Source organism: Pseudarthrobacter phenanthrenivorans, assembly GCF_000813845.1.
GTDB lineage: Bacteria > Actinomycetota > Actinomycetes > Actinomycetales > Micrococcaceae > Arthrobacter > Arthrobacter phenanthrenivorans_B.
This window is the reverse complement of sequence record NZ_JWTB01000031.1, coordinates 67,764-83,300: the sequence shown is the minus strand read 5'-3', so window position 1 is coordinate 83,300 and position 15,537 is coordinate 67,764. Positions and strand designations below refer to the sequence as shown.

Below are 15,537 nucleotides of genomic sequence, written 5' to 3'. Positions count from 1 at the left end.
GCCGGCGGCCGGAAGGAGGTCCCGTGGCACTGATCCGCAGGGTCGCTTTGCTTTCCCTCCACACCTCACCCATGGAACAGCCCGGCTCCGGCGACGCCGGCGGCATGAACGTCTACATCCGCGAACTGGCGTCGGCGCTGGCCGAGGCAGGTGTGGAGGTGGAGATCTTTACGCGCGCCACCTCTGCCGACCAGCCCGCCGTCGAACACCCCGATCCCGGCGTATGTGTCCACAACGTCCTGGCCGGCCCGCCCCGCAAGATCCCCAAAGAGGAACTGCCCGGGTTGCTGCATGCCATGGTGGCCGAGATCGAGCAGATCCGCCGCCGCCAGCCGCACGGCCGGTACGACGTCATCCATTCGCATTACTGGGTGTCCGGGATCGCAGGGCTGGAGCTGTCCGAATTGTGGGGCGTGCCGCTGGTGCACACCATGCACACCATGGCCAAGGTCAAGAACCTGCTGCTCGAATCCGGTGAAAAGCCGGAACCCCGGCGGCGCGAACTGGGCGAACACCGCATCGTCGACGGCGCGGCCCGGCTCATTGCCAACACCAGCTCCGAGGCCGCAGAGCTTGTCTCGCACTACGGCGCCACCTACGACCGGATCGACATCGCACCGCCCGGGGTGGACCTGGCCACGTTCACTCCCGCGTTCCGGGCGCGTTCGAGGGCCGGGCGCGGCATCAGCCCGGATACCTTCCACCTGGTATTTGCGGGCCGGATCCAACGGCTGAAAGGCCCGCAGGTCCTGGTGAAGGCGGCTGCGCTGCTGCGGAAACGCCGGCCCGACATCGACCTGAAGGTCACCATCCTGGGCGCATTGAGCGGCAACAAGGAATTCAACCTGCGCTGCCTGGTGGCGGAGGCAGGAATGGACGACGTCGTCACGCAGCTTCCGCCGGTAAAGGCGCCCGAGCTGGCGGACTGGTTCCGCGCGGCCGACGTCGTGGTGATGCCGTCCTTCAGTGAGTCCTTCGGCCTGGTGGCACTCGAGGCGCAGGCCTGCGGCACGCCCGTGGTGGCCACCCGGGTCGGCGGCCTGTCCCGGGCCATCTTCCATGGCCGCACCGGGCTCCTGGTGGACGGCCACCACGCCGCGGACTGGGCCGATGCCCTGGAAGCCCTCTACGACGACCCCGCCACCCGCGAGGACCTGGGCCGCGCCGCCGCCATCCGTGCCCAGAACTCCGGCTGGCAGCGAACTGCCGCCATTACCCTTGAGAGCTACCACGCCGCCGTCGACAATTTCGTGGGCCGCCGCCTGGCTCCGGCGGTTCCCGCCTCCTGACCCTTTCCCGCGGAGCGCGCTTCTCCTGCTTTTCCTACGTCCCCTGCCGCCGGGCTGTTAGCTTTAGGACAGGTGCCGACGTTGGCCCGTGCAGGAAAGGACAAGGATGTCTGCTCTCCCTTCTGATCTTCAGATAGCCCGGGCTGCCCGGATCCGGCCGATCAACGACATCGCGGCTGCCGCAGGGATCAACCCGGAGGCGCTGGAGCCGTATGGGCGGTTCAAGGCCAAGGTGGACCCCGCCCGGCTGGACGCCCCGCCGCCTGCGGGCAAAGTAGTGCTCGTGTCTGCCATGTCCCCCACTCCGGCGGGCGAGGGAAAGTCGACCACCACGGTTGGGCTGGCGGATTCCCTGGCACGCGCCGGCCACAAGGTGATGATCGCTTTGCGGGAGCCGTCCTTGGGCCCGGTCCTGGGGATGAAGGGCGGGGCCACCGGCGGGGGCTACTCACAGGTGCTGCCGATGGACGAAATCAACCTGCACTTCACCGGCGATTTCCATGCCATCACCTCGGCCAACAATGCGCTGATGGCGCTGGTGGACAACCACATCTACCAGGGCAACGCCCTGAACATCGATCCGCGGCGGATGACCTTCAAGCGGGTGCTGGACATGAACGACCGTGCCCTGCGCGAAGTGGTGATCGGCCTGGGCGGACCCTCCCAGGGAGTTCCGCGGCAGGACGGGTTCGACATTACGGTGGCGTCCGAGATCATGGCCGTCTTCTGCCTGGCCACGGGCCTGTCCGACCTCCGTGAGCGACTGGGACGGATTACCTTCGGCTATACCTTCGACCGGGTTCCCGTCACCGTGGCCGACCTGGGTGTGCAGGGCGCCCTGACCCTGCTGCTGAAGGAAGCCATCAAGCCGAACCTGGTGCAGACCATCGCCGGGACCCCCGCACTGGTGCACGGCGGCCCGTTCGCCAACATCGCCCACGGCTGCAACTCCCTGATTGCCACCCAGACGGCCCGGCGGCTGGCGGACATCGTGGTCACGGAGGCTGGCTTCGGGGCGGACCTGGGCGCGGAGAAGTTCATGGACATCAAGGCCCGGGTCGGTGGCCTGGCTCCCTCCGCCGTCGTGGTGGTGGCGACGGTGCGGGCGCTGAAGATGCAGGGCGGGGTGGCCAAGGGCGAACTGACCCGGCCGGACCTTGCCGCCCTGGAAGCCGGCGTGGAGAACCTGCGCCGGCATGTCCGCAACGTGGAGAAATTCGGTGTGACACCCGTGGTGGCCATCAACAGGTTCTCGTCGGATTCGGCCGAGGAACTCGACTGGCTGCTCGCCTGGTGCGCGGCCCAGGGCGTGCCGGCTGCTGTGGCCGACGTGTGGGGACGGGGCGGCGGCGGGGACGGTGGGGATGAACTCGCAGCATTGGTGGCGCAGGTGCTGGCGGGGCCCAACAGCTTCCGGCACCTCTACTCGCTGGGGTTGTCGGTGGAGGACAAGATCCGCACCATTGCACAGGAAATCTACGGGGCGGACGGCGTGGACTTCTCGGTCCCGGCACTGAAGCGGCTCGCCGATATCGAGCGCAACGGCTGGTCCGGGCTGCCGGTCTGCATGGCCAAGACGCAGTACTCGTTCACGGACGACGCCTCCCGGCTGGGGGCGCCCAAGGGCTTCAGCATCCACGTCCGCGACCTCCTGCCAAAGACCGGTGCAGGCTTCATCGTGGCCTTGACGGGGGCGGTGATGACCATGCCCGGCCTCCCGGCGGTTCCCGCGGCCCTGCGCATGGATGTCGACGCCGACGGCAACCCGGTGGGCCTCACCTAGCCCAACGCCCCATCACATCCTGCCTACCATTCAAGAATCCCCCATCAGATTCCGCCCCAATTCACCAACCCGCCATCAGATTCCGCCCCCAATTCACCAACCCGCCATCAGATTCCGCCCCCAATTCACCAACGCGCCATCACCTTCCACCCCGAATAAACCGACCCGCCATCACCTTCCACCCCCAATTCACCAACGCGCCATCACCTTGGAACCATCGAGGGCGGTTGCTGTGGATAACTCCTGCAGTGGTCTAGCCTTCTACGCCAGAATGCCAGCATGCATAAGCGCGCTGATTTACCGTCGAACCTGGCAAGCTGTCCGTTCACATACGACTCGGCGGTGACTGCCGGTGTGTCAGCGAAGCGGCTGCGGAAGGATGACGTGGTCCACGTCAGCAGGCGGTTGTACCGCCCGTCGACTTGGAACTTCGAATTGGAAGCCGCGGCACGGGTCCTCTCCGAAGTTTCGCCAGGCGCGTGGATTTCACACGTCACGGCTGCACGTTTGCACTGTCAGCTGCTCCCCGCGTGGCTGTCGGATTCAACTGAACTGCACATGAGCAAACCAAAGCATTTGCCGCAGGTTCGCCGGAAAGGTGTCATTGCCCATAAGGTCATGGCCAGTGCCGACGAAATCGAAACTGTCGACGGCATCCCCATCACCACCCGTTCCCGAACCTGGCTCGACTTGGCACGGCGGCTGTCGCTGGCTGAGCTGGTCTGCCTTGGAGACCAAATCATTCGCATCCCTCGAGCGGAGTTTGAAGCCAGGTCACAGCCCTTTGACACATTGGAGGGTCTCAGCGCTTTAGTCGGCCGGCACCCCAATCTTCAGGGGGTCGTGCGTGCACGGGAAGCCTTGGAGCTGATGCGGGTCGGCGCTGATTCCGCACCGGAATCGATGCTGCGGCTGGCCATGATTGACGCGAACTTGCCAGAACCTGACCTGCAAATAGCACTTCGACCGAATGATGCGGCTTCCCCTACGGCCGACTTGGGCTACCGTCACCGGCGCCTTGCAGTCCAGTACGACGGCGGCCACCATCTTCTTGAGGCCCAGCGATTGAGTGATCGACGGCGCGACAAAGCCTTCGAGTCGGCCGGGTGGACGGTTCTGGTATTCACCAAGGACGATGCCACGGACGGTTTCCGACGAGCTGTAGCGGCAATCAAACGGCACCTTCGCACGGCGTGGAGTGACCATTCCTACTCGGCCGGTTTTGCCGGAAGCGGGTGAAACAAAACCCCACCGCTATCTCCAGAATCGCAGCCCGCCGCGTTTACGCTCCCGAGGGGACGGGAAGTGATGGCGCGTGTCGGGAGAATACGCAGGAAGTGATGGCGCGTCGCGGAAAAGCCGGCAAAAAGTGATGGCGCGTTTCGGGAGAAAACGCAGGAAGTGATGGCGCGTCGCGGAAAAGCCGGCAAAAAGTGATGGCGCGTCCCGGAAAAGCCGGCAAAAAGTGATGGCGCGTCGCGAAAAAGCCGGCAAAAAGTGATGGAGCGTGTTAACGCAGGACGCTCCCCCACCCGGTGAGGGCGAGGGAGCGTTCAGGCAAGGAGGACGCGGTTAGCGGTCCAGGTCGCCGCGGATGAAGGCTTCGACCTTTTCGCGGGCGAGGTCGTCGTTGAACTGCTCCGGCGGGGACTTCATGAAGTAGCTCGACGCCGACAGCAGCGGGCCGCCGATGCCGCGGTCCAGGCCGATCTTGGCCGCACGGATAGCATCGATGATCACACCTGCGGAGTTCGGGGAGTCCCAGACCTCCAGCTTGTACTCCAGCGACACCGGGGCGTCACCGAAGTTCCGGCCCTCCAGGCGCACGAACGCCCACTTGCGGTCATCGAGCCACTGCACGTAGTCGGACGGGCCAATGTGGACATCCTTCGCCGCGAGTTCAGCCTCGACGTTGGAGGTCACGGCCTGGGTCTTGGAAATCTTCTTGGACTCCAGCCGGTCCCGCTCCAGCATGTTCTTGAAGTCCATGTTGCCGCCGACATTCAGCTGGTACGTCCGGTCCAGGGTCACGCCGCGGTCCTCGAACAGCTTGGCCATGACGCGGTGCGTGATGGTGGCGCCGATCTGGCTCTTGATGTCATCGCCCACGATCGGAACACCTGCGGCAGTGAACTTGTCAGCCCACTCTTTGGTCCCGGCGATGAACACGGGCAGCGCGTTGACGAACGCCACGCCGGCGTCGATGGCTGCCTGGGCGTAGAACTCCGCGGCCTGCTGCGACCCGACCGGCAGGTAGCAGACCAGGACGTCAACCTTGGCGTCCTTCAGGGCCTGGACCACGTCCACGGGCTCTTCGGTGGATTCCTCGATGGTCTCGAGGTAGTACTTGCCCAGCCCGTCCAAGGTGTGGCCGCGCTGGACCGTGACACCGGTGGGCGGGACGTCGGCGATCTTGATGGTGTTGTTTTCGCTGGCCAGGATCGCATCAGCCAGGTCAACGCCGACCTTCTTGCCATCAACGTCGAACGCGGCGACGAACTCAACGTCACCCACGTGGTAGCGGCCAAACTCAACGTGCATCAAGCCCGGAATAGTGGACTGCGGGTCAGCGTCCTTGTAGTACTGGACGCCCTGCACCAGCGAGGCGGCGCAGTTACCCACGCCAACGATTGCAACACGGATCGGATGTGAAGACACAGAACTCCTTTGGGGACAAACGTTCGCCCGCCGGAGGGGCCTTCGCAGGAATAACGACGGCGGCCGGCTGGCACGGCGCCGCGCGGCGCCTTTTCATACTACCCAACAGGCCGGGGCCGGGGATTGTTCCCCCGGCCCCGGCCGGTTGGGTAACGAAACATTCAGTCTCAGGCGTTCTGCTTCCAGAGGTTGATGTCCGACTCCACCGCGAATTCATCAATGGCGGTCAGCTCCTCATCGGTGAAGCTAAGGTTGTTGATGGAGGACAGGGTGTCTTCGAGCTGGCGGACGCTGGAGGCACCGACCAACGCTGAGGTCACGGGTGAGCCCTTGGGCTGGTCCCGCAGGATCCAGGCGATGGCCATCTGCGCCAGGGACTGCCCGCGGCCTTCGGCAATCTTCCGCAGCCCGCGGACCCGGTCCAGCTTCTCCTCCGTGATGGATTCCTCGGAGAGGAAACGGGCCTTGGCGGCCCGGGAGTCGGCGGGGATCCCATGGAGGTACCGGTCGGTGAGCATCCCCTGCGCCAGGGGCGAGAAGGCGATGGAGCCGGCACCCACCTGGTCCAGGACCTCGTACAGGTTGGGTGAGCCGTCCTCTGTCCACCGGTTGAGCATGGAGTAGCTGGGCTGGTGGATCAGCAGCGGCGTGCCCAGTTCCCTGAGGATGCGGGCCGCCTCGAGCGTCTGCTCGGGGGTGTAGGAGGAGATGCCGGCGTACAGGGCCTTGCCGGACCGGACGGCGTAGTCCAGGGCGCCCATGGTTTCTTCCATCGGCGTTTCGGGGTCGGGCCGGTGGCTGTAGAAGATGTCCACGTAGTCCAGGCCCATGCGCTGCAGCGACTGGTCCAGGCTGGAGATCAGGTACTTGCGGGATCCCCATTCACCGTACGGGCCGGGCCACATGTAGTAGCCGGCCTTGGTGGAGATGACCAGTTCGTCGCGGTAGGGCTTGAAGTCGTCGCGCAGGTGCCGGCCGAAATTGGTTTCAGCGGAGCCGTCCGGCGGGCCGTAGTTGTTGGCAAGGTCGAAGTGGTTGACCCCAAGGTCGAAAGCCCGCCGCAGGATGTCGCGCTGCTCTTCGAACCGCTTGTCGTCGCCGAAATTGTGCCACAGGCCCAGGGAGATGGCCGGAAGCTTCAGGCCGCTGCGGCCCACCCGGCGGTAGGGCATGGATTCGTAGCGGTTGTCCGCTGCTGCATAAGTCATGGGTCAATCCTGCCAGCTGTGACCCACGCTACACGTCACGTGTTAGCGCTCAGCAGAAAAGTTACGCCGCGGGCCTGCCCGCGGCGTAACCTCCCCTGCCTAGGGCTTCAGGACCGCCGCACTCCATGGCGCCAGGTCCAGCGAGCCGCTGGCCAGACCGGTTCCTTCGTCCGTGGCCAGGAGGACCGTGCTGGCAGCCCCGTCCAGCCGGACCTTGGAGTCCGAAAGGTTGAGCAGCACCTCGATGGATCCGCGCCGGAACCGCAGCCAGCCGGCGTCGTCGTCGAACGAAACCTCCGTCTCGCCAAAGCCGCCCGCCGCCAGGTCTGGGTGCTCCCGCCGCAGGGCCGTCAACGAGCGGTACAGCTCCAGGAGCCGCGCGTGGTCGCCCGTTGCGGCCTGGGACCAGTCCAGCTTGGACCGGCGGAAGGTCTCCGGGTCCTGCGGGTCGGGCACGACGGCGGGATCCCACCCCATGCGCTCGAATTCCTTGATGCGCCCTTCCGCGGTGGCCTTTCCGAGCTCCGGTTCGGGATGGGAGGTGAAGAACTGCCACGGGGTGGTGGCCCCGTACTCCTCGCCCATGAACAACATGGGCGTAAAGGGCCCGGTCAGGGTGAGGACGGCAGCCACGGCCAGCTGCCCGTAGGACAGGGACTGCGAGAGCCTGTCTCCGGTTGCGCGGTTGCCGATCTGGTCGTGGTTCTGGTTGCAGACCACCAGTGCCGCCGGGTGCGCCAGGGAGGCGTTGATGGGGCGGCCGTGATGCCTGCCGCGGAAGCTGGAGTAGCTGCCGTCATGCAGGAAGCCGTCCTTCAGCACCTTGGCCAGGACCCCCAGGGACTCGAAGTCCGAGTAGTAGCCGGTGGTTTCACCGCTGACGCTGACGTGCACCGCATGGTGGAAGTCGTCGCTCCACTGTCCGGCCAGGCCGTAGCCGTTAACGTCCCGGGGGTAGATCAGGCGCGGATTGTTGAGGTCCGATTCCGCGATCAGCGTCTTGGGCAGCCCGGTTTCGGCCGAGACGGCATCGCCCAGGGCACCCAGCTCCTCCAGGATGTGCACCGCGCGCTCGTCGCGCAGGGCGTGGACGGCGTCGAGCCGGAGCCCGTCCACGTGGTAGTCCCGCAGCCAGAGGGCGGCGTTGTCCAGGATGTACTCGCGGACCACGTCGGAGCCGGGCCCGTCCAGGTTCACCGAGTCACCCCACGTGTTGGCATCGCCCTGCTTGAGGTACGGGCCGAACCGGGGCAGGTAGTTCCCGCTGGGCCCCAGGTGGTTGTAAACCACGTCCTGGATGACGCCCAGCCCTGCGGCGTGGGCGGCGTCGACGAACCGCTGGTAGGCGGCAGGTCCACCGTAGCCTTCATGCACGGTGTACCACTGGACGCCGTCGTAGCCCCAGTTGTGCGTGCCGTTGAAACCGTTGACCGGCAGCAGTTCCACGAAGTCGATGCCCAGCTCCATCAGGTAGCCCAGCTTCCCGGCGGCAGCATCGAGGGTGCCTTCGGGGGTGAAGGTTCCCACGTGGAGTTCGTAAATGACCGACCCCTGCAGTTCCTTGCCGCGCCAGCCGGCATCCTGCCAGGCGTAGGAGGCGGGATCGTAGGTGCGGGACTGTTCATGCACCCCCGCGGGAAGGCGGCGGGAGCGCGGGTCCGGGACGGGCCTGGTGTCCGCGTCCAGCAGGTAGCCGTAGTCCACGTCGCCGTCCGCGGGGGCGTCCGGTGCAGTCCACCACCCTTCAGAGCCCGGCGCCGTCTCCTTCTTCCGCATGGGGTATTGCAGGCCGTCGGCCACCAGAACCACCGATGATGCATCCGGCGCCCACACGTCGAAGCGTTCGGGTCCAGCGTTGACCAGGGTCATGCGTTTTCTCCATCCACGGGTACCAGCAGGGCCACGGGGTAGGTACCCAGGACCTCGGCCAGCGAAACCCGGCCGGGGCCGTAGGCGGCTCCGGTCAGTTCGTCGCGCATGGCAACGGGAAGGTCGACGGCGGTGTCCCGCCAGCCGCCGCCGGCGTCCAGTCCTGCGGGGAGCCGGGTGGCCAGCGTCAGGGCGCCGGAGGAGGCATCGGTTCCGCGGGAGAACGCGAGCAGGTGGCCCGCGGCGGCACCGGTGGCGTCCACCGGCACGTATCCCTGGAAGAGCTCCGGCCGGTCGCGCCGCAGCCGCAGCGCCCTGGAGGTGACCAGCAGCTTGCTGGCCTCCGTGCCTGCATCCGGCAACGTGCCGGCGTCGAGCTTGCCAAGTTCGGCCCGCCGCGCGTTGAAGTCCACGGGGCGCCGGTTGTCCGGGTCCGTCAGCGAACGCTCCCAGAACTCGCTGCCCTGGTATACGTCCGGCACGCCCGGCATGGTCAGCTGCACCAGCTTGGCCGAAACCGAGTTGGCGGCGGAGAATGCATCAATCCGGGAGACGAAGTCCTCAACCACCCTGGTCACCCGGGCGTCGTCGAAGACGGCGTCCACGGCCGCCTTCACCTTGTCCTCGAAGTCCTCGTTGGGGTCCGTCCACTTGGTGGAGTTGCCGGCCTCACGTGCCGCTTTTTCCGCGTACCCCTGCAGCCGTTCCCGGCTGGCCGGCCAGGCTCCGACGATGGCCTGCCACAGCAGGTTCTCGTAGGGGCCGTCCGGGATTGGCGCCAGGCCCCGCAGCGTCTCCAACGTATCCGCCCATTCCTGCGGCAGCTCGGCGATGACGGAGATCCGGGCCCGGGCGTCCTCGCTGCGTTTGGTGTCGTGCGTGGACAGGGTGGTCATGGACAGCGGCAGGTCCTGCTGGCGCCGCTGCATCCGGTGGTGGAATTCCTCCGGGGTCACCGCGAACTCGGTGGGCTCGGCGCCGACTTCGGTCAGGGTGCCCAGCCGGGTGTAGCGGTAGAACGCGGTGTCCTCCACGCCCTTGGCCATGACCATGCCGGAGGTCTGCTGGAACCGGATGGCGATGGGGTTCGCGGGATCCAGCAGCAGCGGAAGGAGGGTGCCCACCGCCACGTCCAGGTCCGGCCGGTGCGCCGCGGCGGACTCGCACGCCTCTTTGAGGACGTCGGCACCCACGGGCAGGTACGACCGGTAGACCGGGAAGGATGCGATGATCTCGGCGATGGCATCGGCTGCCTGCTCGACGGACAGCCCGCGGGATTCGGGAACCAGCCGGGCCAGCCGCAGCACCTCGGACCGCAGGATGCCGTCCGCGATCATGCGCTTGGTGCCGCGGATCATCTCCGCGTAGTTGGCGGGCTCTGAGGCTCCCCGCAACGAAGCGTCCAGCGCGTCCAGCGCCTGCTCCCCCGAGGGGTCCACAAAGACCCGGTCCACGTCCGCCAGCGCGTCGTATCCGGTGGTGCCTTCGCAGGCGAAGTCCTGCGGCAGCACTTCGCCGGGTTCCAGGATCTTCTCCACCAGCACGTAGGCGCCGCCGCTGAGGTCCTTGAGCCACCGGAGGTAGCCTGCGGGATCGGCCAGGCCGTCCGGGTGGTCCACGCGGAGCCCGTCAACCAGCCCCTCGGTAAACCAGCGGCCCACCTCGGCATGGGCCTCTTCAAACACGGACGGTACTTCCACCCGGATGCCGGCCAGGGTGGTGACCGCGAAGAAGCGCCGGTAGTTCAACTCGGCGTCGGCCCGGTGCCAGTCCATCAGCTGGTAGTGCTGCCGGCTGTGCACGTCCTGCGGGGAGTCGCCGTCGGTGTACGTGCCCTCGGCCAACGGGAACCGGTGCTCGTAGTAGCGGAGTTCGCCGTCCTTGACCTCCAGCTTGTCCAGGTCCGCGTCCGAGCCCAGCATGGGAAGCCGGACCTTTCCGCCGCCAAGGTCCCAGTCGACGTCGAACGCTTCGGCGTAGGGTGATTCGCGGCCCTCCTTGAGCAGGGACCACCACCACGGGTTCTGCGCCGGCGTGGCAACGCCCACGTGGTTGGGAACGATGTCCACGAGGACGCCCATGCCGTGTTCGCGGGCTGCCTTGGACAGGGCCAACAAACCTTCGGGCCCGCCCCGGTCCGGATCCACGGCGGAAGGATCGGTCACGTCATAACCGTGGTCCGAGCCCTGCTCCGCGGTGAGGATGGGTGACAGGTACACCCAGTCCACGCCAAGGTCCTTCAGGTAGGGAACCGTGGCGGCGGCGTCGAAGAGGGTGAAGCTGCTCCTGATCTGCAGCCGATAGGTGGAGACCGGCGTCCTCATGCTTCGGTGGCCCTTGCCTCGCTTGCTTCCGCTGCCTTGGTCTGGGCTTCCACCATCTCCTCCTGGGCTTCCTCGTGTTCCGCCCTCGATGCCAGGGAGGCGGCTGCGGAGGTGTCCACTTCGGCTTCCGGGCCGGAGTAGGCGCGCAGGACCACCATGGACTTGGCGTCCAGGGTCAGGGTGGCCTTCGCCTTGAGCGGCTCGTATGCGTCTGCCTGGGCGGCGGTGTCGATCAGGACCTCCCAGTACTGCGAGTATTCCTCGTCCGGAAGGCAGAACTCCACCGTGTCGTCGTGGGCGTTGAAGGCCATGATGAAGCTGTCATCGGTGATGCGCCGGCCGCGTGCGTCCTGTTCCTGGATGCCGTCGCCGTTGTAGAAGACGCCGATGGTCCGGCCGAAGCCGCTCCCCCAGTCCTCGGGCAGCATTTCCGTGCCGTCGGTCTTCAGCCAGACGATGTCCGGCAGCTTTTCGCCCTGGCCACGGCGTACCGGGCGGCCGTCGAAGAAGCGGCTGCGGCGGAAGGTGGGGTGGTCGTGCCGGAGCTTGTTCACAAAGGCCGTGAACTCCACCAGCGGCTGGTCCATGGCCTCCCAGTGGATCCAGCTGAGCTCGGAGTCCTGGCAGTAGGTGTTGTTGTTGCCCTGCTGGGTGCGGCCGAGTTCGTCGCCGTGGAGCAGCATGGGCACGCCCTGGGAGAGCAGCAGGGTGGCGATGAAGTTCCGCTGCTGGCGGGCGCGCAGGGTCAGCACCTTGTCGTCGTCGGTCTCGCCTTCCACGCCGCAGTTCCAGGAGCGGTTGTGCGATTCGCCGTCGTTGTTGCCTTCGCCGTTGGCCTCGTTGTGCTTTTCGTTGTAGGAGACCAGGTCCCGCATGGTGAAGCCGTCGTGCGCGGTGACGAAGTTGATGGAGGCCACCGGACGGCGGGCCGAGCTTTCGTAAAGATCGGCAGAGCCGGTCAGGCGGGACGCGAATTCGCCCAGGGTGGAGGGCTCGCCGCGCCAGAAGTCCCGGACGGTGTCGCGGTACTTTCCGTTCCATTCGGTCCATTGCGGCGGGAAGTTGCCCACCTGGTAGCCGCCGGGACCCACGTCCCACGGCTCGGCGATGAGCTTGACCTGCGAGACTACCGGGTCCTGCTGGATGAGTTCGAAGAAGGTGGAGAGCTTGTCCACGTCGTAGAACTCGCGGGCCAGCGTGGAGGCGAGGTCGAAGCGGAAACCGTCCACGTGCATCTCGGTGACCCAGTAGCGCAGGGAATCCATGAGCAGCTGCAGCGAGTGCGGGTGCCGGACGTTCAGGGAGTTGCCGGTGCCGGTGTAGTCCATGTAGTGCTTGAGGTCGCCGTCCACCAGGCGGTAGTAGGCCTGGTTGTCGATGCCCTTGAAGGACAGCGTGGGGCCGAGGTGGTTGCCTTCGGCGGTGTGGTTGTAGACGACGTCGAGGATGACCTCGATGCCGGCCCGGTGGAGGTCGCGGACCATGGCCTTGAATTCCTGCACCTGGTGCCCCACGTCGCCGGTGGCGCTGTAGGTGTTCTGGGGGGCGAAGAAGCCAATGGTGTTGTAGCCCCAGTAGTTGCTGAGGCCCTTGTCCACGAGGGTGCCGTCGTTGACGAACTGGTGGACGGGCATGAGCTCGATGGCGGTGACGCCGAGCTTCTTCAGGTGCTCGATGACGGCCGGGTGCGCCACGCCGGCGTAGGTGCCGCGCTGCTCTTCGGGGATCTCGGGGTGCAGCTCGGTGAGGCCCTTGACGTGGGCTTCGTAGATCACGGACTCGTGGTAAGGGATCTTCAGCTGGCGGTCGCCGTCCCACTCAAAGAAGGGGTTGATGACCACGCCGTGCATGGTGTGCGGTGCGGAATCGGCGTCGTTGCGGGAATCGGGATCGCCGAAGTTGTACGAGAACAGCGCCGGGTCCCAGTCGATCTGGCCCTGGATGGCTTTGGCGTAGGGGTCCATCAGCAGCTTGTTCGGGTTGAAACGGTTTCCGCTCGCGGGATCGTAGGGTCCGTGGACCCGGTAGCCGTACTTCTGGCCGGGCTGGATGTGCGGCAGGTAGCAGTGCCACACGTAGCCGTCCACTTCGGTCAATTCGATCCGGGTTTCGGTCAGGTCATCGGCCAGGAGGCAGAGTTCGACACGCTCGGCCCGCTCGCTGAACAGGGCGAAGTTGGTGCCGGTGCCGTCAAAGGTAGCTCCCAGCGGGTAGGCATTTCCAGGCCAGACTTCCATCGTGCTCCTCATTTATTGGTCAGCAGCAGAGGGCATCGGGACGCCCCTGCTGCTGGTGCGAACTAATGCCTACCGTAGTGGTTGGCTGTGACTATTACGTTTCCGCGCTCCATAGTTACTAAGCATGCTGACTTTACCCCAAACTTCGGGTAGGGCATCCGCAATTCCGCCAGCGGCGATCGGCCCGCCAAAAACTGCCTCCGACGCCGCCCTCCCGGCCCGGCCATGCAAGGCGGCACCCAGCGCGGCCAGGGCGGCCCACCGCGCGTCCTCGCCGATGCCCACTTCACTGAAGCGGCCGACGTCGGGCCCGGCCTGGGCGAGCAGCGCTCCGATGACGCCGGCCAGGACGTCGCCGCTGCCGGCCGTGGCGAGCCACGGCGTCCCGTCCGCCTGGCTGAACGTGCTGCCCGAGGGCGCGGCCACGAGGGTGGTGGCCCCCTTCAGGAGGACGGTTGCGCCGGTGCGGGCGGCCGCCTGCCGGACGGCGCCGAGCGTGGCGGCTTCCACGGCTTCCCGGTCTTCGCCGCCGCCCAGTCGCTGGAAGAGCGACGCGAGCTCGCCGGCGTGCGGCGTCAGCACCATGTGCGGGGCCAGCGAGTCGGGAAGTGCCGGCAGCGCGCCGGCGTCGGCCACCACCGGAAGGCCGGAATCAATGGCATCCCGTGCGCGGGCCAGCTGTTCGTGGTCCTGCGGTCCCATGCCGGAGCCCACCAGCCAGGCCTGGACCCGGTTGTCGGCCACTCTTCCCGTGCTGCAGACCACCTCGGGGCAGGACTGCCGGACCAGGTCTGCCACGGAGGACGGGCCCAGGTACCGGACCATGCCGACTCCGGCGGCGAGCGCGCCACGGCAGGCCAGGACGGCCGCGCCCGGGTAGTCCTCGGATCCGGCCACAACGCCCAGCACGCCGCGGGAGTATTTTTGCGCCCGCCGTTGAGGGTGCGGCAGGAGGTGCGCCAGGTCGGCGTCCTCCAGCCGGTGCAGCGGCGCCTGCGGCAGGTGCAGCGGCGCCTGCGGCAGGTGCTCCTCGATCCCGATCGGCACCACCAGGACCCGCCCGGCGTAGTCCGCGCCGGGGTCGGCCAGAAGCCCGGCTTTCGCTCCACCAAACGTGACGGTCACGTCAGCGGGCAGGACCGGGGCGCTGGCCTCGCCCGTATCGGCATCGACGCCGCTGGGAAGGTCGCAGGCCACCACCACGCCGCGCCTGTCCGCGTCGCTCACCGCCTCGACCAGGCCGGCGGCACTCCCCCGCAGCCCGCCCTTGGCACCGGTCCCCAGCACGGCGTCAATGACGACGTCGGCCCGGGCCGTTTCCGCCACTAGTTCCGGACGTGCCGCGTCCGTGAGCCTGTGGACCCGCCCGCCGGCCCGCTCAAATGCGGCCAGGCCGGCCGGATGGGCGGCATCGCCGGTGAGTACCGCCGTCGTACGCATGCCGCGGCCAGCGAGGAAGGCGCCCGCGTACAGGCCGTCGCCGCCGTTGTTGCCCTTGCCGGCCAGCACCACCACGCGGGCACCGTTCAGACGGGTTCCGCGGGCAGTGAGTTCATGGACGACGGCGGTGGCCAGCCCGTGCGCGGCGCGCTGCATGAGCACGTCCCCGAGCCCGTCGGCGAGGAGCGGTTCTTCGGCTGTGCGGACCTGCGTTCCGGTGTAGGCGCTGATCATGCGGCCGCCGGGTCAGCCTTCGGCCAGGACCGTGGCGGTGGCGATGCCGCCGTCGTGGCTGATGGACAGGTGCCACCGCTTGACGCCCTTGGCCTCTGCAACCGCAAGGACCGTCCCCTTGACCTGGACGGTGGGCCCGTTGTGGTCCAGGCCGATCCAGCAGTCCTGCCAGTTCATGCCGGCGGGGGCACCCAGCACCTTGGCCACGGCTTCCTTGGCGGCAAAGCGGGCAGCCAGGGAGCGGGTATTCAGTTCCCGTTCCGCGGGCACGAAGAGCCGGTCCCTCAGGCCCGGCGTCCGCTCCAGCTGGCGGCCGAACCGCTCGATGTCTACTACGTCTACCCCGATGCCAACGATCATGCGGTTCATTCTACGGTGGGGCTTCCGGCTACAAGGGGGCTTCCACCCCGGTTTCAGGCGGATCTTGCCGTTGTCCGCCATCAGCGCAAAGGCGTGTCTTTTGGACAGGGCACCCGACGCGCACCCTGACATTCC

General features: G+C 66.9%; 10 protein-coding genes. 3 read left to right on the top strand and 7 right to left on the bottom strand.

What is annotated here, in order from left to right:
• Positions 1-23 precede the first annotated feature (23 nt).
• From mshA to RM50_RS15945, 3 genes are all read left to right on the top strand, one after another.
• The gene (gene mshA, locus RM50_RS15955; RefSeq protein ID WP_043454729.1) at positions 24-1,289 is read left to right on the top strand and encodes a D-inositol-3-phosphate glycosyltransferase; all 1,266 of its coding nucleotides are present in this window, start codon (positions 24-26) and stop codon (positions 1,287-1,289) included.
• A 106-nt stretch (positions 1,290-1,395) separates the two neighbouring features.
• Entirely contained in the window at positions 1,396-3,072 is a 1,677-nt protein-coding gene (locus tag RM50_RS15950; protein WP_043454728.1) for a formate--tetrahydrofolate ligase, read from the top strand.
• A 279-nt stretch (positions 3,073-3,351) separates the two neighbouring features.
• A complete protein-coding gene (locus RM50_RS15945) occupies positions 3,352-4,311 on the top strand; it encodes a DUF559 domain-containing protein (protein ID WP_043454727.1) in 960 nt (319 codons plus the stop codon).
• Between the two features lie 333 nt (positions 4,312-4,644).
• On the opposite strand, the gene RM50_RS15940 is transcribed toward RM50_RS15945, so the two are convergent.
• The 7 genes from RM50_RS15940 to RM50_RS15910 form a co-directional block, all read right to left on the bottom strand.
• Positions 4,645-5,730, bottom strand: a complete 1,086-nt coding sequence (locus RM50_RS15940) for an inositol-3-phosphate synthase (protein WP_043454726.1) — start codon at positions 5,728-5,730, stop codon at positions 4,645-4,647.
• Between the two features lie 167 nt (positions 5,731-5,897).
• On the bottom strand, positions 5,898-6,938 hold the full coding sequence (gene mgrA / locus RM50_RS15935; protein WP_043454725.1) for an L-glyceraldehyde 3-phosphate reductase: 1,041 nt from the start codon (positions 6,936-6,938) through the stop codon (positions 5,898-5,900).
• A 99-nt stretch (positions 6,939-7,037) separates the two neighbouring features.
• Positions 7,038-8,807 (bottom strand): malto-oligosyltrehalose trehalohydrolase, encoded by a 1,770-nt coding sequence (treZ, locus tag RM50_RS15930; RefSeq protein ID WP_043454724.1) that lies wholly within the window; start codon positions 8,805-8,807, stop codon positions 7,038-7,040.
• Positions 8,804-11,131, bottom strand: coding sequence for a malto-oligosyltrehalose synthase (treY, locus tag RM50_RS15925; protein WP_043454723.1), 2,328 nt, complete (start codon positions 11,129-11,131; stop codon positions 8,804-8,806). Before treY ends, treZ begins: the two co-directional genes overlap by 4 nt.
• Positions 11,128-13,368: a glycogen debranching protein GlgX gene (glgX, locus tag RM50_RS15920; RefSeq protein ID WP_043454722.1), complete on the bottom strand. Its 2,241-nt coding sequence runs from the start codon at positions 13,366-13,368 to the stop codon at positions 11,128-11,130. Before glgX ends, treY begins: the two co-directional genes overlap by 4 nt.
• Positions 13,369-13,437: 69 nt before the next feature.
• Positions 13,438-15,042, bottom strand: a complete 1,605-nt coding sequence (locus RM50_RS15915) for an NAD(P)H-hydrate dehydratase (RefSeq protein WP_043454721.1) — start codon at positions 15,040-15,042, stop codon at positions 13,438-13,440.
• 12 nt (positions 15,043-15,054) lie between these two features.
• Complete coding sequence (locus RM50_RS15910) at positions 15,055-15,402, bottom strand: holo-ACP synthase (RefSeq protein WP_013601780.1); 348 nt, start codon at positions 15,400-15,402, stop codon at positions 15,055-15,057.
• Between the last annotated feature and the right edge of the window lie 135 nt (positions 15,403-15,537).